The following is a 21,870-nucleotide window of genomic DNA, read 5'->3' as shown; positions in this document are numbered from 1 at the left end:
CTACAGCCACGGCGCCGTCGTATCTCACCGCACACCCGCGGCGATACGGCGGCGCTTTGTGCTACTACGCAGCAGCGCGGGAAGCACAATCGCCCACGGCCGCCGCCACAGCGGGCGCAGAAAGGGGTGGCGCAGGCTGATGCGGCTCTGCAGCCGGACCATGGTGCGCGCTACCGCCCACGCATCCTCGCCGGTGACATACGCCAGCTGATCCGCCGCAGGCAAGGCGAAGAAACAGCCGAAGAAGTCCTGCAGCTGCGGGCCAGAGGCCTGGGTAATCAACTGGGCGCCGATATTGCGCAGCAGATGAGCCAGCCAGCGCCGTGGCTGCGGCATACGCAGAGCCGGAAAAACAGAGCGCTCGGCCGCGGCGAGCCGATCCAGCAGGGGATCGACGCTGCGTGCGGTGTCAGCCACCGAATAGCCAGTGGCGGGATTAATCGCCCCAGCTCGCGCCCCGCACGCCCAAGCACCGGACAGCGGCCGGCCATAGGTGCCCATCGGGATGAACACGATCTCCTCATCCTCCTGCGCGGCTGCGCCTGCGCCTGGATCCGCGAAATGGTCCGCTAGGCGGGTGTCGAGCCGCTCGCGGAGAAGAGCGAGGAGATGGCGTCGTGAAGCGGCATCAGTGCAATCGATATCGGTGGCGAGGATGGTTTCCTCCCACAGCCACTGCCCCTGCACCCGCTGGGTGTAGAGGAAACTCGGCGGCAGCTGCTGCTGGGTCGTGGGCTGCCGCCAATCCATGAATACCGGCGTATCCTGCGGCGGGGCCGCGGGCAGCAGCCGGCCGACGGCGACCTGCCAGAGCGCCCGCTGCGGGTTGGCGCCACGGCAATCGATGATCGCATCGGCGCTCACATCGGCGGCGCTATGAACAGCCTCGGGGTGAACTCGGAGCCGATCTGCCCGGCACAGCCGCTCTACGGCCTCGTGCACCGCGGCATTGTCCAGCATGCGATAGCAGAAGGGCAGCGGCTGCAATTGAGCGCTCCTGCCGCTGGCCTGCATGGGAGTCGGCGGCCCGAGTAGCGGCTCCAGCCAGGTGGGCAGCTGATGATCGATCAGGCCATAGGTGGCGTTCCACTGCCGCAGTCCGTTCGGGTCATAGGCGTCGATCTCCCAGCCGCGGGCTGCGGCGCGCAGCGCCACCATCGCCCCGGCCGGCCCTAGTCCGAGTATCGCTATGCGCACGCTTACCTTCCGGTTGTTGTCGGTGTTCGCCGCCGCCGATGGGTGGGAGCACGCAGGCTCGGTGATGGCCGTGGCCCCGAGTCATGTGCCACCCCGTGCCGTTCGCGCCGCCTCGCCGCATCGATGCCAAGGTGCACCTGCTATCTTGGCTGTTTGTGATTGTAACCAATGATCTTGAAGTCCGAGTTGGCGCCCGCACCCTGCTCAACGCACCGGGGCAGCAGCTGCGCGTGCAGCCCGGTGATCGTATCGGTTTGGTGGGGCGCAATGGCGCAGGAAAAACCACCACCATGCGCATCCTCGCGGGGGAGGGCGAGCCCTATGGCGGTAGCGTTACCCGCAGCGGCGAGATCGGTTATCTGCCCCAGGATTCCAAGGAGGGCGATATCGAGCAGACCGCCCGGGATCGCGTGCTGTCTGCTCGGGGGCTGGATCAGATCCGGCGCAGTATGGATAAGCAGCAAGAGATCATGGAATCCACGCTCTCTGATGCCAAGCGGGATGCCGCGATCGGCAAATATGCTCGGCTGGAGGAACGCTATCACTCTCTCGGCGGCTATGAGGCCGATAGCGAAGCTGCCCGCATCTGCCATGCGCTCGGCCTCGAGGAGCGCGTCTTAGAGCAGCAACTGAAAACGCTCTCCGGTGGGCAGCGTCGCCGTGTCGAGCTGGCGCAAATCCTTTTCGCGGCCACCGCCGGCTCGGGGCGCTCGGCGACCACGCTGCTGCTCGATGAGCCCACCAACCACCTCGACGCGGACTCGATTACCTGGCTGCGGGAGTTCCTCTCCAAGCACGAGGGTGGGCTGATCATGATTTCCCACGACGTCGAGCTCCTCGAGGCCGTGTGTAACAAGGTGTGGTTCTTGGACGCGGTGCGCGGCGAAGCCGATGTCTACAACATGGGCTGGAAGAAGTACCTAGACGCCCGTGCCACGGACGAGGCGCGCCGCCGGCGCGAGCACGCCAATGCGGAGAAGAAGGCCGCCGCCCTCAAACAGCAGGCGGCGAAGCTGGGCGCGAAGGCCACCAAGGCGAAGGCCGCCAAGCAGATGGCCGCCCGCGCGGAGAAAATGGTGGACTCCCTCGACGAGGTGCGCGTGAGCGACCGTGTGGCCTCCATTTCTTTCCCCACCCCAGCACCCTGCGGCAAGACACCGCTCAACGCGCAGGGCCTGACCAAAATGTATGGCTCCCTCGAGGTCTTCGCTGGGGTGGATCTGGCCATTGATAAGGGCTCGCGCGTAGTGGTGCTCGGGTTCAATGGTGCCGGCAAGACGACGCTGCTCAAACTGCTCGCCGGGGTGGAACGCACCGATGGCGAAGGCGGCATCGTCAGCGGTCATGGCCTAAAGATCGGCTATTTTGCCCAGGAGCACGACACCATCGATACCGAGGCGAGCGTATGGGAGAACGCCATCAACGCCTGCCCCGATGCCAATGAGCAGGACCTGCGTGGTCTTCTCGGTGCGTTCATGTTCTCCGGCGATCAGCTCGAGCAGCGCGCCGGCACCCTCTCTGGTGGTGAGAAAACCCGCCTGGCCTTGGCCACGCTGGTGAGTTCGCGCGCCAATGTGCTGCTGCTGGACGAGCCCACCAATAACCTCGACCCGCAATCCCGCGAGCAGGTGCTCGATGCTTTGCGCACCTACACCGGAGCGGTGGTGCTCGTCACCCACGATCCGGGCGCGGTGGAAGCCCTCGAGCCCGAGCGCGTGATCGTGCTACCCGATGGCACCGAGGATCTGTGGAACGAGTCCTATCTCGAGATTGTGGAGCTCGCCTAAGGCAACAGCGCAGCGTGCCGCCGCGAGGCGCCCCGCGGCGCCGGTGCCTAGTTGCGGAAACCGTGCACGGGCGCGGGGATGAAGCCGCCGCGGTCGATGAAGGCCTGATTGCCCACGGTATTCACGGGCATGACGGGCGCGTAGCCCAGAAGCCCGCCGAAGTCCACCTCATCGCCGACCTGCGCGCCCGGTACCGGGATCACGCGCACGGCGGTGGTCTTATGGTTCATCACGCCAATGGCCGCCTCGTCGGCGATGAGACCGGAGATGGTCGAGGCCGGGGTGTCGCCGGGAATGGCGATCATGTCGAAGCCCACCGAGCAGATGGCGGTCATGGCCTCCAGCTTGTCGATGCTGATCGCGCCCGAGCGCACCGCATCGATCATGCCCTTGTCCTCGGAGACGGGGATGAAGGAGCCAGATAGCCCGCCGACGCGGGAGCAGGCCATGAGCCCGCCCTTCTTCACGGCATCGTTGAGCAGGGCGAGCGCCGCGGTGGTGCCATGGGTGCCTACTTGGTCGAGGCCCATGTGCTCGAGAATGTGCGCCACCGAGTCGCCCAATTCGGCGGTGGGGGCGAGGGAGAGGTCCACGATGCCGAAGTCCACTCCGAGTCGCTCGGCGGCCATCACGCCCACCAGCTGGCCGGTGCGGGTGATTTTGAATGCGGCGCGCTTAATCTCTTCGGCCACCTGGTTCAGCGAGGCGCCGGCGAGGCTGCCGACGGCGCGATCGACCACTCCGGGGCCGGAGACGCCGACGTTGATCACCACGTCCTGCTCCTCGAGGCCGTGATAGGCCCCGGCCATGAAGGGGTTATCTGAGACCGAGTTGGCAAACACGACCAGCTTGGCGCAGGCGATGGCCGAGCGATCCGCGGTATTCTCCGCGCACTCCTTGATGATGTGGCCCAGCGTGGCCACGGCATCCATGTTGATTCCGGCGCGGGAGCTTGCCACATTCACCGAGCCACAGACCACATCGGTGGTGCTGAGCGCCTCGGGAAGGGAGGCGATGAGCCGTTTCTCTCCGGGGGTAGCGCCCTTATCTACCAGGGCGGAATAGCCGCCGATAAAGTTCACTCCCACTTCGGCGGCCGCCCGGTCGAGGGCGCGGGCGATCTCCACGGGGTTGCCGTCTACGGCAGAGGCCAATACGCCCACGGGGGTGATGGAGATGCGCTTATTCACGATTGGGATGCCGAGCTCGCGTTCGATCTCTTGGCACACCGGAACGAGATTCTCGGCGGCGGAGACCACGCGCTCATAGACCGCCTCGGCGGTGGCGCTCATGGTGGAACGAATGCATCCCATGAGGTTGATGCCCATTGTTACCGTCCGGATATCCAGGCGGTAGCGTTCGATCATCTCAATGGTTTCAAGAATGTCAAGGCTATTGCCCTGACGGTAGCGGGAATCCATGTGTCTTCTCTCTCGGATGTGGTATCGACTACTCGCGGAGGGGCTCCCGCTAAATGCTGTGCATGGCGGAGAAAATGGCCTCCGATTGGACGCGGATTTCCAGCTTCTCGGCGGCCTCCACTTCCTTCATGGCGTTCTGCACATCGGAGATGCCACGGACGGAATCGTCGAATTCGCAGTGCAGAATCATGGTGAAGTACTTATCCATGATGGTCTGAGAGACGTTGAGGATGTTCACATCCAGCTCTGCACACTTGGTGGAGACGGCAGCAATGATGCCGGTGTGGTCCAAACCGGTGACTGTCATGATTGCGATCATGGTCTTATTAGACCACACCACCCAGACACCCTCGGCTAGCGGATGCTTATCGACGCCACCTCGCCGCCCAGCACCGCGCCCGCGGCCAGCGCCTAGAGCGCGGGTGCGCGCAGCGCCGGCGACTGCGGAACATAGTCACGGGCGAAGGCGATGAAGTTGTGCACGATTGTGTGGGCGGGGCTGACATCGGCGGCATCGAGTTCCGCGCAGATGCGCTCATAATCGTCCTGGGCAAAGTAGCCGTCGTTCATATAGAAGCTCATGCGACGCTTCATGCCCGCGGCATTCATCTCGGGGTGGAACTGGGTGGCCCAGGAATGCTCGTGGGTGCGGAGCATGTGCGCGAACCCGCCGGGGCCCGTGGCGAGAACCGTGGAACCCGGTGCGGGCGTCACGACGTTTTCTTTATGGCCGGTCATGGCGCGGAAGGTCGTGGGCATCCCGGCGGTTAAGGGATCGCTGGCGGCGGCATCGCTCAGCGTCACCGTGGTCAGCCCAGCTACCTCGGGATGGGTATTTCCGACCTCGCCGCCACGGACGGCTTGGCTAAAGCCGGTACCGAAGCAGACGAAAAGGCTCGGCACGGGGGAGTGCAGGATGGCATCCAATTGCTCATGGACGGCCAATTGGTGCTCGCTGTAGTGCTCATTGGTCACGTTGAAGGGGCTGCCGCCGATGAACACCCCGGCGTAGCGGCGGAGATCCGGCAGCTGCGCTGTGGGGGAGTCGAGCATGTAGTGCTCCATCTCGGTGGCGTCGAGTCCTGCAGTGTTGAGGAAGTCGTCGAATTCTGCGCGGGCCACCGCATGGCCCAGACGAGGGGAAACCACCAAGAAAGTACGCATGGCAGACAGTGTACATACCGCTTGGTCTATTTTGTCAATACATGCTGTGTCCGAGCGTTCATTACGATGGATACTATGAGTTCTCGCACCCAACCCTCGGACGTTGACATTGCCCAGGCTCACACCCTTGAGCCCATCACTGATATCGCCCATCGCGCTGGATTCAGCGACGAAGAATTGATCCCCTATGGCACCCGCAAGGCCAAGGTGGATATCACCTCGAGCATCGAGAAGCCCGCCGACGCCAAGCTGGTGCTCGTCACCGCCATGTCGCCCACCCCCGCCGGGGAAGGAAAATCCACCGTGCTCATCGGCTTGGGCGATGCCTTGCGCACTGCCGGCCACAACACCATCGTGGCTATGCGCGAGCCCTCGCTCGGCCCCGTCATGGGTATCAAGGGCGGCGCCGCCGGCGGCGGCTATGCCCAGGTGGTGCCCATGGAAGACATCAACCTGCACTTCACCGGAGATTTCCACGCCATTTCCACCGCCACCAACACTTTGGCGGCAATGATCGACAATCACCTACACCAGGGCAATGAGCTCGGTATCGATCCCCGCAGCATCACCTGGAAACGCTGCCTCGATGTCAATGATCGGGCGCTGCGTACCGCCGTGATCGGCTTGGGTGGTCGCGCCCACGGCGTGCCGCGCGAGACCGGCTTCGATATCACTGCAGCCAGCGAGATCATGGCCATTCTCTGTCTCGCCAGCGATCTGGAGGATCTCAAGGCGCGCTTCGCCCGCATCGTGATTGGCTTCACCACCGACGGCGAGCCCGTGACCGCGGGCGATCTGCACGCTGAGGGCGCCATGACCGCCCTCATGGCCGATGCCATTCACCCCAACCTCGTGCAAACCTTGGGCGGCACCCCGGCTCTCGTGCACGGCGGCCCCTTCGCCAATATCGCCCATGGCTGCAACTCGCTCATCGCCACCACGACCGCCATGCGTCATGCTGATGTGGTGGTGACCGAGGCCGGATTCGGCTCCGATCTGGGCGCGGAAAAGTTCTTTGACATCAAGTGCCGCATGGGCGAGATCTCCGCCGATGCGGTGGTCGTGGTCGCCACCATCCGCTCCCTGAAGTACAACGGCGGGGTAGAGCGCGAGGCTCTCAATGAGGAGAATCTCGATGCCTTGCGAGCTGGTCTGGCGAATCTTGAGCGGCACTGCCGCACTATCGACACCATCGGAGCGCATCCCGTGGTGGCGCTCAACCGCTTCGTCTCCGATAGCGATGCGGAGCGGGCGGTGCTGCAGGAGTGGTCCGAGCGTACCGGCTTCGCCGTGGTGGATACCCAGGTATGGTCCGAGGGAGGCGCCGGTGCCGCCGAGCTGGCGGCCGCGGTGGCCGAGGAGATGAACTCTGGGCGCAATAACCCGGCTCCGCTCTATGACCCCGCCGAGGGCGTGGAGGCCTCCATCACCACCATTGCCACCACCGTCTACGGTGCGGCGGATGTGGAGTTCAGCAAGCAGGCCCGCAAGGATCTCCAGGTGCTGCGCGATCATGGCTGGGACACCCTGCCCGTGGTGATCTCCAAGACGCAATATTCCTTCTCCGATGATCCGAGCCAGCTGGGCGCGCCTGAGGGCCACACCCTGCATGTGCGGCAGCTGATTCCCAAGATTGGCGCTGGCTTCGTCGTCGCTCTCACCGGCGATGTGATGACCATGCCGGGGCTGCCGAAAATACCCGCCGCCAACGGCATTGATGTCGATGGCAGCGGGCGAATCTCGGGGCTGTTTTAACGGCCGCGGATGGTTTCCTCGATGAGGTTGAGAACCTGCTCCAAGTGGGCAGGTTCTTGGCCGCTCACGAGCTGAGAGATGAATCCATCCATAAAGGTCTCGAGGTAGACCATGAGCACATCCACTTCTACGTCATCGCGCATCCGACCGCGGCTGGCATTGTCGCTGAGGCGAGAGCGCACGGCCTCATCCAGCACCGCCTGATGCTGCTGCCAGAGCGAGCGGAAGTGGGGATCGGTGCGCAGCATGCGCGAGATCTCTAGCCGGGTGGAGAGCCAGTCATAGCGCTCAGGGTGGTGCAGCATATCGCGCATCACCTCCACTAGGCCTTCCCGGGCGGTCACTTCCGCCATGCGGGCAGCGTCTTCTCGGGCGAGTGCCAAGAAGAGGTGCTCTTTATCGTTGAAGTGGTGGAAGATCGCACCGCGGGATTTTCCCGTGGCTTCTTCCAGCCGGCGCACAGTGGCGCCTTCGTAGCCGTGCTGGGCAAAGCAGGCCCGCGCCGCGTCGAGAATGCCTTGGCGGCGCCGATTGAGGTCACTCGAACTGACTCGAGGCATAGTCCCGCACCTACTTTCTTCACGACAAAGGCGGGCAGGTGGCATTGGATGCTTCCTGCCCGCCTTGTCTCACGTCTGAGCTAGGACCTAGCTCTTGACCATGTTGCGCAGCACGTACTGCAGGATGCCGCCGTGGCGGTAGTACTGGGCCTCACCGGGGGTGTCGATACGCACAACGGCGTCGAACTCAGTGGTGGAGCCGTCTTCCGCGGTGGCGGTGACGTGCACGGTCTTCGGGATGGAGTCGTTGTTGAACTCCTCGATGCCCGTGATGTCGAAGGTCTCGTGGCCGGTCAGGCCCAGAGACTCGTGGGACTCGCCCTCTGGGAACTGCAGCGGCATGACGCCCATACCGATCAGGTTGGAGCGGTGAATACGCTCGAAGGACTCGGTGATCACGGCCTTCACACCCAGCAGCAGGGTGCCCTTAGCAGCCCAGTCACGGGAGGAACCGGTGCCGTACTCCTTGCCGGCGAGCACGACCAGCGGGGTGCCCTCGGCCTTGTAGTTCTCGCAGGCGTCGAAGATGAAGGACTGCGGAGCGTCATCCTTGGTGAAGTCCAAGGTGTAGCCGCCGGTCACATCCACCAGCTGGTTAGCCAGGCGGATGTTGGCGAAGGTACCGCGCATCATCACCTCGTGGTTACCACGGCGGGAGCCCAGGGAGTTGTAGTCCTGCTGCTCCACTCCGTTCTCGTCCAGGTACTGCGCGGCGGGGGTGCCGGGCTTAATGGAGGAGGCGGGGGAGATGTGGTCGGTGGTGACGGAGTCGCCGAGCTTCGCGAGCACGCGAGCACCGTGGATGTCCTCCACCGGAGCCGGCTCGGACTGCATGCCATCGAAGTAGGGAGCCTTGCGGATGTAGGTGGAATCATCATCCCATGCGAAAGTCTTGCCGGTGGGGATGTCCAAGGAGCGCCACTGCTCGTCGCCCTTGAACACATCGGCGTAGTCCTCGACGTACATGTCGCGAGAGATGGACTCGGCGATGACGTCCTCGATCTCCTGGGTGGAGGGCCAGATGTCCTTGAGGAAGACATCGTTGCCGTCCTGGTCCTGGCCGAGCGGCTGGGCCTCGAAATCGAAGTCCATGGTGCCGGCGATGGCGTAGGCGATCACCATGATCGGGGAGGCCAAGTAGTTCATCTTCACATCGGGGGAGATGCGGCCTTCGAAGTTACGGTTACCGGAGAGCACGGCGGTCGCAGTGAGGTCGTGCTCGTTGATGGCGTCCGAGATCTCCTGCGGCAGCGGGCCGGAGTTACCGATACAGGTGGTGCAGCCGAAGCCGGAAAGGTAGAAGCCCATGGCCTCCAGGTCCTTCCACAGATCAGCGCGCTTGTAGTAGCCGTCCACAACCTGGGAACCGGGGGCGCAAATGGTCTTCACCCATGGCTTTGCCTTCAGGCCCTTCGCCGCGGCCTTGCGGGCGATCAGGCCAGCGCCGAGCATCACGGAGGGGTTGGAGGTGTTGGTACAGGAGGTGATGGAGGCGATAGCCACCATGCCGTGGTCGATGGTGAACTCGCCACCGTGCGGGGACTGCACCACGACCGGGTTGGACTGGCGGCCCTCGGCGCCCACAGCGGCGGACTCGCCGTGGCCGGAGCGGGAGGCGTTGTAGTTGGACTCACCATCGGACTCGCCGGTCGGACCCTCGTGGTCCATACGCTTGGCGGGCTCGGAGGCGTCGACCGGCTCAGCAGAGCAGTAGTCCGGCAGATCCTTGCGGAACTGCTCCTTGGCCTCGGACTGCTTGATGCGGTCCTGCGGGCGCTTCGGGCCAGCGATGGAGGGCTCCACGGTGGAGAGGTCCAGCTCGAGGTACTCGGAGTACTTGGCCTCGGGGGCGTCCTGCTCCAGCCACATGCCCTGGGCCTTGGCGTAGGCCTCGACCAGAGCAACCTGCTCCTCGGGGCGGCCGGTCAGGCGCATGTACTTAGTGGTCTCCTCGTCGATCGGGAAGATCGCACAGGTGGAACCGAACTCGGGGGACATGTTGCCGATGGTGGCGCGGTTGGCCAGCGGCACCTGCTTCACGCCATTGCCGTAGAACTCGACGAACTTCTGCACCACGCCGTGCTGGCGGAGCATATCGGTAATGGTGAGCACCACGTCGGTGGCGGTCACGCCGGCGGGGATCTCGCCGGTGAGCTTGAAGCCCACGACGCGCGGGATCAGCATGGATACGGGCTGGCCGAGCATAGCGGCCTCTGCCTCAATACCGCCGACACCCCAGCCGAGGATGCCGAGGCCGTTTTCCATGGTGGTGTGGGAGTCGGTGCCGATGCAGGTATCGGGGTAGGCGAGACCCTCGTTGTCGAAGACGACGCGGGCCAGGTACTCGATGTTCACCTGGTGGACGATGCCGGTTCCCGGAGGCACCACGCGGAAGTTGGAGAAGTTCTCGGCGCCCCAGCGGAGGAACTTATAGCGCTCCTCATTGCGCTGGTACTCGATGTCCACGTTCCGCTCCAGGGCGTCGGAACGGCCGAAGGCCTCGACGATCACGGAGTGGTCAATAACCATCTCGGCCGGGTTCAGGGGGTTCACCTGATCAGGGTTGCCGCCCAGGCTGGACACGGCCTCACGCATGGTGGCCAAGTCCACCACACAGGGCACACCGGTGAAGTCCTGCATGAGCACGCGGGCCGGGGTGAACTGAATCTCGGTGTCCGGCTCCGCCTCCGGATCCCAGTTGGCGAGTGCCTTGATGTGGTCGGCGGTGGTGTTGAGCCCGTCCTCGGTACGCAGAAGGTTCTCGGCGAGAACCTTCAGAGAGTAGGGCAGCTTCTCCATGCCATCGACGGCATCGAGGGCAAAGTAGTCATAAGACTTATCGCCGACCTCGAGCGTCTTCTTCGCATCGAAGGAGTTATTGCTTTCAGTCACGTAAAGCTCCGTTTCCTAGAAAATATGAGTGAACTGCTGCGAGGGGCGGTTCGTCTTAGGCTGACTCCTCCCTCGCGGCGCCCCGAATCCGTGCCACTCACATGCATGGGCACTGGTATCCGGTGCGAACCCAAACCAGCATAACAGTACGCTCGTTATGTTTAATAAAGATTGGGCGGGCAACGCGGTGCAGCCAGCGCTTCCACCCCATCGCGGGGGTGAAAACGGCGGCGTGCGTCACGCCGCACCTATCTATCTATGGTAGCCGCAATGCCGTGGAGATGGAGGAGATTAGGGCACGTGTGGGCAAAGAATTGGGCAATATATATGTCCTCCGCGCGGCTGCTCGATCTGGGTGAGTGGTGCACTAGACTCAGGGGGCAATGATCCGCCCCCCTTAACGAGGGGTGTCCCGAGGGGCGGCGAGTGAGCGTCGATAAGCAAGAAAGCGATACAGCATCCATGGTTCCGAGCTCTATAGACATGGCCTCCATAATTGCCCAGCTGGAGGAGGACGGGGTGGCCTTTAGCTATGAGCATGAGGGCAATGCGGCGCTCAACGCCAAGCTCGTGGAGGTCGTGGAGATGGCCGCGGGCGAGGGGTATGAAAACCCCGGGATCATCGTGCTGGGTGCGACGCAGCCGGGGCCGGGGGATGAACGCGATATTGCACAGGCGGCCGCCGATGCCACGGACTCCAGCTTGATGATGGTGCGCACTCCCGGCAGTGCCGCGGTGGTCTCGAGCGAGCATGCCCGCGCCGATATCGAAAGTGTGCAGTATGAGCTCGCCACCACAAAGGATTATGTCCTCGGAGCGCGTGAGGTGGTCGAAGAGCTTCCCGAGTCAAGCGTAGGGGCTGTACCTCTAGTTATTGGAACGCTTGCCCTTGTGGCCGCCGCAACGGCCTTTAGTGTTCGCTGGAGCGCGAAGCTTCACCACAGGTAAAGCCCACAGGCTAGACAGTACTAAACCTAGCGTTCAGGCGTGTTCGAAAGTCGAACACTACCTTCACTCCTTTTCGCAGCGTGACACGCCGATATCTCCGCCCAAGTGACGAAACTCACATATAGTTTTGATAAAGCTAAGTCTGCAGGTGAGCCGCCCGCACAGTCATGGGGCAGGGCTTTACTCGTGTGACTCAAGTGGATTGTCTGGTTATTGGTGCCGATTGTGTCCTAATGTTTCCATTGTCAGCTTGTGAGTAGTGCTGGGTTCGAAAGACGAGAGTCTCTCAGCCCCTATCACCTTCAGACGCCACAGTTGTTCCACAGCGCCGCTTCACGCGGCGGGGTGATCCAGGACAACGCCCTCGCCTCTGGCGCCATGCCGGCGGCGGGATATCTTCATATCGAGTTCAGTGACTGCTGGTTTTTACCCGCATTCATCACAGACGCGTGGTCCGCAATCAAAGGTGCGGCCTGTGGCGCACTGCGATGGAGTATGGCCACACCGAAGAGCACGTGGGGAAGCTTGCTTTTAGCCGTGGTCGCAGGAGAGAACGAGAGCAGAACTCGAGAGGAAGACGCGGCGCTTAGATAGTGATAGCCGTGCGGTACTCACTGGCCGATAGATGGTGCGGCTGCCGCACGCCCGGTTCCCGCGGGCAAGGCTGCGGCCGCTGCATCCCTATCCTGATCTCGGCGTGTCTTAAAAAGGCGGCCGAGGCGGGAATAGGAGTAGTTCTGATCTAGTTTTCGATAGCGCCTAAGGAGAATTTGTGGCCACGTCTACCGAGCACCGAGGTCGTTTCCCTCGGCGGCGCGCACGCCGTGCACTGATGACGCTTGTTTCCTCCTCGCTTGTGTGCGTGCTGGCTTCGACGTCCGTCCACGCAGCGCCGAGTAATCCATCCGATGAGGCCATCCAGGACGCCATAAGTGCTGTGGATTCCTCCTCGCAGAGTGTCGCCCAATTGGCGAACACCGTCGCGGATGCCGCCGAGTCCATTGCTGCGATCGAAAACGAGATGGGTGCCCTCCGCGAAGCCGTGAATAAGGCCTTGGTGGATCTGCAGGATGCCCGTGCGGTGGCCGAGCTATCGCGCCAGCAAGCCCAGACGGCCCGCGAGGAGCTGGATGCGAGCCAGGCGGATATCGCCGAGGCCCAGGAACTGCTGAATGAGATCGCCCGTTCGGCCTATCGCCGCTCGGTATCTCCCTCCTCCCTCAATGATCTCGTCGGATCCTCCACGTCCGACGATGCGTTGGACCGCTTGACCTATCTGCGGCAGCGGGCGGAGGAGCAAAAGGACGCTATCCGGGATCTGGATTCACTGCGCACCGCTAAAGCCAATGCCGAGTCCTTGCTGCGCCAGGCCCGCCAGCAGGCCGATGAGCAGCTCAGCGCCGCCGAGGACGCGGAGCAAGACGCCCGCAACCAAATCGACGAGAGCTCCCGCCAACTGGAAGAGGCGGAAGCCCGTCGCTCCGAGCTCGTGCGCGAGCAGGCCGAGGCTCAGGCGCAGCTCGACGCCGCCCGTGGCCACGCCGATGAGCTGAACTCCCAGCGCAGCGAGTACGAGGAGTACCAGCGCGCGGAAGAAGAGCGCAAGCGCAAGGCTGAGGAAGAGCGAAAGGCCGCCGAGGAGCGTCGCGCCAAGCAGGAGCGGGAAGAACAGGCCCGCAAGGAAGCCGAAGCCGCTGCCAAGGCCGCCGAGGAAGCGGAGAAGGCTCGTGCCGCAGAGCGCGAGCAGGCCCGCAAGGAGGCCGAGGCGAAGCGCGCAGAGGCCGAAGCCGCCCAGCGCGAAGCGGAGAAGGCTGCCGAGGATGAGGAGAAGGCTCAGGCCGCCCGCGAAGAAGCCCAGCGTGCCTCCCAGGAAGCCGCCGAGGCCGTGGTCGCCGCCAATGAGCCGGACCACACTGCCTTGGACAATCCTTATCCCACCGATGAGGACGCCGAGGCAACCACGGTGGCAGCCGTGTCGGGGGAAAACACCACTGAGGCGACGGCGAACACCACCACCGATGAGGATGTGAGCGAGCAGGCCACCGAGGTGGTCTCTGGTACTCGCCAGCAAAAGATCGAGACCGTGATCGCCCGCGCCGAAAGCCAGCTGGGTGTGCCCTATGCCTGGGGCGGCGGCAATGCCTATGGCCCCACGAAGGGTATCCGCGATGGCGGCGTGGCTGACTCCTATGGCGACTACAACAAGGTCGGCTTCGACTGCTCCGGGCTGACGCTCTACGCCTTCGCTGGTGTGGGCATCTCCCTGCCGCACTATTCGGGCTATCAGTATCAGCGTGGTACCAAGGTGAGCCCCTCGCAGATGCAGCGCGGTGACCTCATCTTCTACGGCACCCACGCGCAGCACCACGTGACCATCTACTTGGGCAATGGGATGATGATCGAGGCACCGCAGTCCGGCTCCTATGTGAAGAAGTCCCCGGTCCGCTGGGCCGGCATGAGCCCCTATGTGGTTCGCCTGATCTAGTACCGGCACTCTGGCGCTTATCGACGTCGCCCTCCTGACTTTTCTCCCCGCGGGAAAAGAGCCACGGAGAGCGGCGTCGTTCTCGTCTCTCAGCCGCAGGTGACACACATCGGCGCCGCCGCGTGAAGGAGCTAGGGCTGAAGTTGGTAGTGTGTCTTTCTATGACATCGCCTCGTTCTGCTGATTCAACTCCCGTGGACTCGGTCCCGGAGGCAGATGCACTGCTCGTTCTTTCCTTCGGTGGCCCGGAAGGCCCCGATGATGTATTGCCCTTTTTGCGCAATGTCACCCGCGGTCGCGGTATCCCCGATGAGCGGCTCGTGGAGGTGGGTGAGCACTATGCCCATTTTGATGGTGTGAGCCCGCTCAACGAGCAAAACCGTGAGATCATTTCCGACCTGCAGCAGCGCCTGGCCGCCCATGGCTGGGATCTGCCGGTGTATTTCGGCAACCGCAACTGGCATCCCTTCGCCGAGGAGACGGTCGAGCGCATGGCCGCTGCTGGCGTGCGCTCTGCCTACGTTTTCGCCACCAGCGCCTGGGCGGGATATTCCGGCTGCAAGCAATACCACGAGGATATTGCTCGGATGCGCCGCCACCTTGCCGAGAAGGGGCTGCCGGAGATCGAATTCACCAAGTTGCGGCAGTTCTTCGATCACCCCACGTTCATTCAGGCCGCCGTGGACGAGGTGGCGCCACTTATCGCTGCGCACCCGCAGGCGCGCATGGTGTTTACGGCCCATTCCATCCCCACCGCGGCCGATGCTGCCTCCGGCCGCCCCGAGGACGGGGCGCTGTATTCCCACCAGATCGCCGAGGCGGCGCGTCTGGTCGCGGACAAGCTCGGAATCACCGACTGGGATGTGGTGTGGCAGTCCCGCTCCGGTGCTCCGCATATCCCGTGGTTGGAACCGGACATTGTGGACCATATGGAGGCCCTGGCTGATAAGGGAGTACGCGAGCTCATCGTGTTCCCCATTGGCTTTGTCTCGGACCATATCGAGGTGATTTGGGATCTCGATACCGAGCTGGTGGCTGCGGCCAACAAGCGCGATGTCTCCGTCTATCGCGCTGCCTCGGTAGGACACAACCCCCGTTTCGTGCAGATGATCATGGAGTTGATCCTCGAGGCCCGTGGGCTGGTGAGCCCGCAGCGCTTGGGCCATGAGCCCAGCTATGGCTGCGGGGTCAATGGATCACCCTGTTCTCCGGAATGCTGTCCTTCGGCACGGCCCACCCGGCCGGCTGCCCGACCCGCTACTGCAGAGGGCTGATATGTCGCGCTACTCATCTGATATTTTCTCCGGTCACGCCTCCCGCTCCGCGCCCCGCTACCCGCAGCTGGCGCTGCCCCCAGGCGAGGTGGTGGAGGTGCTGGCCACCGGGTTCGTCGGTGCCATCGTGGGCTATGAAAAGGCTGTCGAGGGCGATGTGGTGCGGCTAGAAGACCGCCGCGGTACCCGCCGCGTATTCGTGCTGCGCCCAGGCGCTTTCCTCGTGGAGGGCCAGCGGGTCACGCTGCAGCGCTATGTGGCACCGAGTGCCCCGCAACGCTCCAATTCCGGCTCCCGCAAGGTAGCCAATGTGCAGGCGAAGGTCGCCGCCCCCTCGCGCATTTGGGTAGAAGGTATCCATGATGCCGCGATCGTGGAAAAGGTGTGGGGCCACGATCTTCGCGTCGAAGGCGTGGTGGTGGAATATCTGGAGGGCTTGGATAATCTCGAGCAGCGACTGGCCGAGTTTCAGCCAGGGCCCGGCCGGCGTATCGGGGTGCTGGCCGATCACCTCGTGCGCGGCTCTAAAGAGACGCGCTTAACCGAGCGCCTCGGCCCCGATGTGTTCGTCACCGGTCACCCCTATGTGGATATCTGGGCGGCGGTCAAGCCCGAGCGCCTTGGTCTCACAGCATGGCCGGAGGTGCCCTATGGCGAAGACTGGAAGGAAGGGATCTGCCGCCGGGTGGGCTGGTCCGATCCGCGCGAGGGATGGAACCGGGTATATAACGCCGTGCACAGCTTCCGTGATCTCGATTCCACGCTCATCGGGGCAGTGGAAAGGCTCGTGGATTTTGTTACCGTTCCCGAGCTAACTAAGGAAGACCTCACTTAGTGCTTTTTCACGTATTCTGGACAGCGTGAGTGCACTAATTTGGTTCATTGCAGGCATAGCGCTCGTCGGTGCAGAAATGTTCGTCGGCGAGCTCACCTTTCTCATGCTCGGAACAGGGGCCCTCGCTGGGGCTGGTTCCGCGCTGCTCAGCGATTCCTTGTGGGTGCAGCTCATCGTGTTCGCAGTGGTATCAGTGAGCATGATCTTCTTCGTCAAACCGGTTCTTCGAAAGAAGATGCTCTCCTCTACCTCTGATCGAGGTAGCTCGCTTGCAGCCCTTGCTGGCCGCTCCGCCGTAGTGGTGGAGCCGGTAGATGAGCACCGCGGTTTGATTCGCCTCGATGGCGATCTGTGGTCGGCTCGTGCCGTTGATCCTGCCGAGTCCTATCAGCCGGACGATACCGTTCATGTCCTCAGAATTGACGGCGCTACCGCCGTCGTGTGGAAAGAGAGCTCATAACCCTAGCCATGGAATTTCTTCCTCTCGCATTATTTGCGTTAGTGATCGTGTTTGTCGCGGTCGCTATCGCACGCTCTATTGTGATCGTTCCCCAGGGCTCTGCCGCCGTGGTGGAGCGCCTGGGTAAATACACTCAGACGATCGCCCCCGGTATCGGCTTCCTCATCCCCTTCGTGGATAAGGTGCGCGCCAAGGTCGACACCCGTGAGCGGGTGGTGTCCTTCCCGCCGCAGGCCGTGATCACCCAAGACAACCTCACTGTCGCTATCGACACGGTGGTGACCTTCCAAATCAACGAACCCGATCGCGCCATCTATGGTGTGGACAACTACATCGTGGGCGTGGAACAGATCTCTGTGGCCACGCTGCGTGATGTGGTCGGTGGCATGACCTTGGAGGAAACCCTCACCAGCCGCGAGGTGATTAACCGTCGTCTCCGCGGTGAGCTGGATAATGCCACCACGAAGTGGGGGCTGCGCATCTCCCGTGTGGAGCTGAAGGCTATTGATCCGCCATCCTCCATTCAGGCTTCCATGGAGAAGCAGATGAAGGCCGAGCGGGAAAAGCGCGCCATGATCCTCACTGCTGAGGGCCAGCGCGAGGCGGACATCAAGACCGCCGAGGGTGAGAAGCAGGCTCGTATCCTCGGCGCTGAGGGTGAAAAGCACGCCTCGATTCTCGCCGCCGAAGCCGAGCGGCAGGCCATGATGCTCAAGGCTGAGGGTGAGCGCGCCGCTATCTATCTGCGCGCCCAGGGTGAGGCCCGCGCTATTCAGAAGGTGAATGCCGCAGTCAAGGCCTCCAAGCTCACCCCGGAGGTACTGGCCTATCAGTACCTAGAGAAGCTGCCGAAGATCGCCGAGGGCGAGGGCAACACCACCTGGATGATCCCATCCCAATTCGGTGACTCTTTGGAGCGCTTCGCCAAGTCCTTCGCCCAGAAGGACGAGGAGGGAGTGTTCCGCTACGAGCCCAGCGGCGTGGATGAGGAAACCAAGCGCGTCGCCGAGGTGGATGAGGACGAGGATTGGTTCAATACCGAATCCGCGCCCGAGATCGCCGCGGCGGTGGCCGCCGCTAATGCCGTGGCCAATAAGCCGGTGGATGAGTCCGATCCGGCCCGCTTGATCGAGGCCTCCGTACCGGATGGCACGGCTGCGCCGCAGCAGTCAGCGCTCGACACAGCACCCAGCCCGCTACCGGATACTCCGGCGGCACCCGCACCGCAGCAGCCCGCGGACTAAGGACTGCATACGCGGCCCCGCCCCACGCTTCTTCTGCTGGGGACGGGGCCGCATGCACGTCTGGGGCGGCGTATCGGGGCTAGGCGAGTGAATCGGCCCGCTGCAATAGGTGGACCGCCAACTGCCAGCCGGCGGATTCCGCCAGCCAGCCGGCTGCCTGCAGCCGCTGCGACATCGCTTGTTTCGAGATGCCGAGCTCCTCGGCGGCTTCATTCTGATTCAATCCCTGGCGCACCAAGGCGGTGGCCTCGCGTCCCTCGTGGGTGCGCTTGGAGAAGACATGATTGAGCAGGGCGAACACGGCAATAATGTCTTCGGTGATATCCGCGGTATCCACCCCGGGGGCGGAGATCTGGGCCTTGACCGTGCCCGCGCGCACGCGCTGCGGCATCGCGGCTGTGGCGATGGCCCGCACCCGCTCGGGGTCATTGGACAGGGGAGTCACCCCGATGGATACCGCCCACTCGCCGGCGCTCAGCAGTGCCATCGCGGTATCAGTGGTGGCACGGGCGGAGTCGATGGCCGCACAAATATCCTCCACGCCTAAGACATCGAAGGTCCCCACCCCGTCGAGGGTGGATAGCGCCTCGGCGGAGCGTGCCACCAGCTCGGCGCGGTGAGTGGAACGGCCCCGATAACGGGCGTGTACAGCAAACATCTAGATCCCTTTTTCACCTTGCACTCATAGGGAGGGGACGCCACCGGGCCTGGATAATGGCCGAGTGCGCGTCCCTTAAGTCAAGTCCTAAACGTAGACTATACCGAAGGCTGCGGCGGGTGTGTGGAGGCCGGGCGAAGCGGCAGGAGGGCGTCGATAAGCATCCCCATGCCGCCCACGATGAGCAGGGCGATAGTGATGAGCAGCAGGCGTGCATCGCCGCCGTGGCTCAATGCGGATCCCAGCACCACGGTGGCGATGGTGCCTGGTGCCGAGCCGATGAGGGTGGCGAGGGTGAACCAGCGACGCGGCACCTCTGAGATGGCGGCCACGTAGTTGAGAATGGAAAAGGGCACCCCGGCGATCATGCGCAGGCTAGTCACGGCCAGCCAGCCGCGACGGCGCAGATGGGCGTTGATGGTCCCCACCGCTGGGTGGGTGAGATGGGGGCGGATCCAGTCGCTGAGGAAGGCCCGCACCACGCTCAACGAGATCCATGCCGAGATAGTAGTGCAGCTCAGCGCCAGCACAATGCCGATCAGTGGCCCGAAAAGCACCCCGCTGGAGAGGGTGAAGACGGTGCGGGGAATAGGGAACTGGGTGGCCACGATGTAGATGAGGGCAAAGGTCAGCACGAACCCTGGGCCCAGAGCCTCGCTCCAGGCGCGCCACTGCTCCAAGCTGGGAATATCCACCAGTAGCGGCACCGCGATCACCGCCAGGACGCACCCCACGATAGCCACCTGGCGCAGCCGCGACTGGGCGCGGAAACCGCGGGCGATTCCACGCAGCGAGCGAGCTACGCGGCGCGCGGCGGCGGAGAGTCTGTGCATGGGCTCTGAGCATAGCGCCCCTGCCCGTATCCGCCCATATGCCCACGGACTGCGGACACACTCTGTGGACAAACCAACAGGGCGGTGTTGCTTTATTACCCACATTGGTGAGTATGAATCCATGCAGTTCTGCAGCTATGCGCGGGCAGGGCTGCTCGCGGCGGCGTCAATCTTCACATGAAGCAGGCGCTTGGCACTACACTGATGAGGTGAATGTGACCGTCTCCGGATACGGCGGCTCGGTGTGAGCACATCGCCTCGCGCCCGAGCGCTGCCGTGGCGGAAACGGAGCCCGCACTGCGACAGGGAACCGGTGCTCGACGCACCGCCCTGCGGGACCATTTCTGGCGCTGGAAAAGGTCACGATTCGAAGAGAATATTTCTGCGACAAATCAAGCTAGCGAGTCGGTCTCTACCTGGACTCGGGCGTCGTGCGGCCGCACCAGAAGGTGAGGCATGTGCTTTATGCGCGGCGCCTGCATACCAGGTAGGGGACGGCTCAATAAGGGAGAAGGTTCACTGTGACTGATACACAGTCCGGTACCCCCAACGCTGATCTTCCCGAGAACTACTCGGAGATGGAGAACGCGTGGCACAAGGCAGTAGCCAAAGTGTTCGCACGGGTACAGAAGAAAGATGTCGCCGACGTTCCACTCGATGTGTGGAAGAAGTTGGTGAAGGCCACCTATAACGATGTAGACATCAAGCCGCTCTACAACCGGGCCGATGAGCTCGCAGAGGCAGCTGCTCCCGGACACTTCCCGTACCTGCGCGGTGATAAGACTGCTCATGCTCGTGAGGGCTGGGGAGTGGCCGAGTCCTTCGAAGGCGAGACAGCGAATAAGGACATCCTGCACGCCCTGCGGGTGGGCACCACCCATCTCATCATCGATGGCACTGATCTGGAAAAGACCCTCGATGGCGTGCTGCTGGATCTCGCCCCGATCCGCCTCAACGCCGGTGCCAAGGTCTCTGCCGCGGCATCTGCGCTCTACCGGCTCATCGACGAGGCCGGCGAGGATGTGGCGCAGGGGGTGAACGTCGATCTCGGCGCCGCCCCGCTCACCGCCGTCTATGACGGCTCCGAGACCATCGAGCTCGACGAGGCCGTGGAGCTGGCCGTGGCTGCCGCCAAGCGCCCCGGCACGGTCCGCGCCATTCTCGTGGATACCGTGCCGCTGTCCAACCAGGGGGCGAGCGATATCCAGGAGATTGGCTACGGTATTGCCGCTGGTGTCGAGTACCTGCGGGCGCTTGTCGACGCCGGGCTCTCGCCCGAGGAGGCGCTCGGCCAGATCGCTTTCCGTGTGGCCGTCACCGATGAGCAATTCGCGCAGATCGCCAAGCTGCGTGCCCTGCGCACCCTGTGGGCCCGCGTTGCCGAGGTCATCGGTGTGCCCGAGGCCGGTTCGGCTGTGGTGCACGTGACGACCGCGCCGGTGATGTTCTCTCAGCGTGATCCGTGGGTGAACATGCTGCGCGTGACCGTAGCCGCCTTCGCCGGCGGTGTCGGCGGAGCCCAGGACATCGAGGTGCTGCCTTTCGACGCGGCTGTGCCCGGGGGCATGCCCACCGCCTCGCGTAACTTCACTCACCGCATCGCCCGCAATACCAACCTGCTGCTGCTGGAGGAGTCGCACCTGGGTCATGTGATCGACCCCGCCGGCGGTTCCTTCTACGTGGAGTCGCTGACCGCCCAGGTCGCCGACAACGCATGGGAGATCTTCACCTCCATCGAGGGCGAGGGCGGATTCACCTCCGCCACCGAGACAGTGCAGGCCGCACTGGATAAGCAGGCAGAGATCACCCGCGTGGACGTGGCTCACCGCCGCAAAAAGGTCACGGGCATCAACGAGTTCCCGAACCTCGCGGAAACCCCCTTGCCCCCAGAGAAGCGCGACGCCACCCCTGGCATTCGCCGCTGGGCTGCCGAGTTCGAGCGTCTGCGCGACCGCTCCGATGAATTCCTCGCCGACGAGGGTGAGCGCCCGCAGATCGGCTTGATTCCTTTGGGCCCGCTGGCCAAGCACAATGTGCGCACCGGCTTCACCACCAACCTGCTCGCCACCGGCGGTATCCAGGCCCTCAACCCGGGCCAGGTAGAGCCCGGCACCGAGGAGTTCACCGCCGCGGCACAGGCGTCGCCGATCGTGGTGATCTGCGGCACCGACCAGGAATACGCTGCCTCCGGCGAAGCGGCCGTTAAGGCCCTGCGCGAGGCCGGCGTGAAGGAAATCCTGCTGGCCGGCGCAGAGAAGTCCTTCGCCGATGCCGAGGAGAAGCCAGACGGCTACGTAAACATGACCATCGACGCGGCCGGCACCTTGTCCGAGCTGCTCGAGAAGCTGGGAGCGTGA

17 protein-coding genes are annotated in these 21,870 nt (G+C 63.5%); 9 read left to right on the top strand and 8 right to left on the bottom strand.

Annotated elements, in window-relative coordinates:
- Positions 1–24: 24 nt before the first annotated feature.
- A complete protein-coding gene (locus KRX12_RS08330; RefSeq protein ID WP_218366328.1) occupies positions 25–1,197 on the bottom strand; it encodes a lycopene cyclase family protein in 1,173 nt (390 codons plus the stop codon).
- Positions 1,198–1,352: 155 nt separating this feature from the next.
- Here KRX12_RS08330 and KRX12_RS08325 point away from each other — a divergent pair, with 155 nt between their 5' ends.
- Complete coding sequence (locus KRX12_RS08325) at positions 1,353–2,984, top strand: ABC-F family ATP-binding cassette domain-containing protein (protein ID WP_218366327.1); 1,632 nt, start codon at positions 1,353–1,355, stop codon at positions 2,982–2,984.
- Positions 2,985–3,031: 47 nt separating this feature from the next.
- Here the strand turns inward: KRX12_RS08325 and KRX12_RS08320 are convergent, their stop codons facing one another.
- The 3 genes from KRX12_RS08320 to KRX12_RS08310 form a co-directional block, all read right to left on the bottom strand.
- On the bottom strand, positions 3,032–4,405 hold the full coding sequence (locus KRX12_RS08320) for a PFL family protein (protein WP_218366326.1): 1,374 nt from the start codon (positions 4,403–4,405) through the stop codon (positions 3,032–3,034).
- Positions 4,406–4,454: 49 nt separating this feature from the next.
- Positions 4,455–4,724 (bottom strand): ACT domain-containing protein, encoded by a 270-nt coding sequence (locus KRX12_RS08315; RefSeq protein ID WP_218363274.1) that lies wholly within the window; start codon positions 4,722–4,724, stop codon positions 4,455–4,457.
- A gap of 92 nt (positions 4,725–4,816) precedes the next feature.
- Entirely contained in the window at positions 4,817–5,569 is a 753-nt protein-coding gene (locus KRX12_RS08310; protein WP_218366325.1) for a glutamine amidotransferase, read from the bottom strand.
- 75 nt (positions 5,570–5,644) lie between these two features.
- Between KRX12_RS08310 and KRX12_RS08305 the strand changes: the two genes are divergently transcribed.
- Entirely contained in the window at positions 5,645–7,324 is a 1,680-nt protein-coding gene (locus tag KRX12_RS08305) for a formate--tetrahydrofolate ligase (protein WP_218366324.1), read from the top strand.
- On the opposite strand, the gene KRX12_RS08300 is transcribed toward KRX12_RS08305, so the two are convergent.
- Both KRX12_RS08300 and acnA read right to left on the bottom strand, forming a co-directional pair.
- On the bottom strand, positions 7,321–7,884 hold the full coding sequence (locus tag KRX12_RS08300) for a TetR/AcrR family transcriptional regulator (RefSeq protein WP_151528750.1): 564 nt from the start codon (positions 7,882–7,884) through the stop codon (positions 7,321–7,323). The genes KRX12_RS08305 and KRX12_RS08300 overlap by 4 nt on opposite strands.
- Before the next feature lie 87 nt (positions 7,885–7,971).
- Complete coding sequence (acnA, locus tag KRX12_RS08295; protein WP_218363271.1) at positions 7,972–10,776, bottom strand: aconitate hydratase AcnA; 2,805 nt, start codon at positions 10,774–10,776, stop codon at positions 7,972–7,974.
- 426 nt (positions 10,777–11,202) lie between these two features.
- Between acnA and KRX12_RS08290 the strand changes: the two genes are divergently transcribed.
- From KRX12_RS08290 to KRX12_RS08265, 6 genes are all read left to right on the top strand, one after another.
- The gene (locus KRX12_RS08290; protein ID WP_218366323.1) at positions 11,203–11,724 is read left to right on the top strand and encodes a DUF6676 family protein; all 522 of its coding nucleotides are present in this window, start codon (positions 11,203–11,205) and stop codon (positions 11,722–11,724) included.
- A 772-nt stretch (positions 11,725–12,496) separates the two neighbouring features.
- On the top strand, positions 12,497–14,209 hold the full coding sequence (locus KRX12_RS08285; RefSeq protein WP_370625112.1) for a DIP1281 family NlpC/P60 protein: 1,713 nt from the start codon (positions 12,497–12,499) through the stop codon (positions 14,207–14,209).
- Between the two features lie 161 nt (positions 14,210–14,370).
- Positions 14,371–15,483 (top strand): ferrochelatase, encoded by a 1,113-nt coding sequence (locus tag KRX12_RS08280; protein WP_218366322.1) that lies wholly within the window; start codon positions 14,371–14,373, stop codon positions 15,481–15,483.
- Between the two features lies 1 nt (position 15,484).
- Positions 15,485–16,318, top strand: a complete 834-nt coding sequence (locus KRX12_RS08275; RefSeq protein WP_218363268.1) for a DUF3097 domain-containing protein — start codon at positions 15,485–15,487, stop codon at positions 16,316–16,318.
- 25 nt (positions 16,319–16,343) lie between these two features.
- Positions 16,344–16,778 carry an NfeD family protein gene (locus KRX12_RS08270; protein ID WP_151528754.1) on the top strand — a complete coding sequence of 145 codons (435 nt, stop codon included), beginning with the start codon at positions 16,344–16,346 and terminating at the stop codon, positions 16,776–16,778.
- A gap of 8 nt (positions 16,779–16,786) precedes the next feature.
- Positions 16,787–18,022 carry an SPFH domain-containing protein gene (locus KRX12_RS08265; RefSeq protein WP_218366321.1) on the top strand — a complete coding sequence of 412 codons (1,236 nt, stop codon included), beginning with the start codon at positions 16,787–16,789 and terminating at the stop codon, positions 18,020–18,022.
- A 79-nt stretch (positions 18,023–18,101) separates the two neighbouring features.
- On the opposite strand, the gene KRX12_RS08260 is transcribed toward KRX12_RS08265, so the two are convergent.
- Positions 18,102–18,680, bottom strand: a complete 579-nt coding sequence (locus KRX12_RS08260; protein WP_151528756.1) for a MarR family transcriptional regulator — start codon at positions 18,678–18,680, stop codon at positions 18,102–18,104.
- Between the two features lie 98 nt (positions 18,681–18,778).
- The gene (locus KRX12_RS08255) at positions 18,779–19,513 is read right to left on the bottom strand and encodes a TVP38/TMEM64 family protein (protein WP_218366320.1); all 735 of its coding nucleotides are present in this window, start codon (positions 19,511–19,513) and stop codon (positions 18,779–18,781) included.
- 521 nt (positions 19,514–20,034) lie between these two features.
- On the opposite strand from KRX12_RS08255, the gene KRX12_RS08250 reads away from it, so the two are divergent.
- Positions 20,035–21,870, top strand: a complete 1,836-nt coding sequence (locus KRX12_RS08250) for a methylmalonyl-CoA mutase family protein (protein ID WP_370625566.1) — start codon at positions 20,035–20,037, stop codon at positions 21,868–21,870.

The organism is Corynebacterium sp. TAE3-ERU2, from assembly GCF_019209955.1.
Classification (GTDB): Bacteria; Actinomycetota; Actinomycetes; order Mycobacteriales; family Mycobacteriaceae; genus Corynebacterium; species Corynebacterium megadyptis.
Note: the sequence above shows the minus strand (reverse complement) of the source record. Positions and strands in the feature narration are given on the sequence as shown.

Coding starts and splice junctions, on each gene's coding strand:
- KRX12_RS08260 (WP_151528756.1), bottom strand. CDS start 18,680: ATGTTTGCTGTACACGCCCGTTATCGGGGCCGTTCCACTCACCGCGCC.
- KRX12_RS08300 (WP_151528750.1), bottom strand. CDS start 7,884: ATGCCTCGAGTCAGTTCGAGTGACCTCAATCGGCGCCGCCAAGGCATT.
- KRX12_RS08275 (WP_218363268.1), top strand. CDS start 15,485: ATGTCGCGCTACTCATCTGATATTTTCTCCGGTCACGCCTCCCGCTCC.
- KRX12_RS08310 (WP_218366325.1), bottom strand. CDS start 5,569: ATGCGTACTTTCTTGGTGGTTTCCCCTCGTCTGGGCCATGCGGTGGCC.
- KRX12_RS08315 (WP_218363274.1), bottom strand. CDS start 4,724: ATGATCGCAATCATGACAGTCACCGGTTTGGACCACACCGGCATCATT.
- KRX12_RS08255 (WP_218366320.1), bottom strand. CDS start 19,513: ATGCACAGACTCTCCGCCGCCGCGCGCCGCGTAGCTCGCTCGCTGCGT.
- KRX12_RS08320 (WP_218366326.1), bottom strand. CDS start 4,405: ATGGATTCCCGCTACCGTCAGGGCAATAGCCTTGACATTCTTGAAACC.
- KRX12_RS08280 (WP_218366322.1), top strand. CDS start 14,371: ATGACATCGCCTCGTTCTGCTGATTCAACTCCCGTGGACTCGGTCCCG.
- KRX12_RS08305 (WP_218366324.1), top strand. CDS start 5,645: ATGAGTTCTCGCACCCAACCCTCGGACGTTGACATTGCCCAGGCTCAC.
- KRX12_RS08265 (WP_218366321.1), top strand. CDS start 16,787: ATGGAATTTCTTCCTCTCGCATTATTTGCGTTAGTGATCGTGTTTGTC.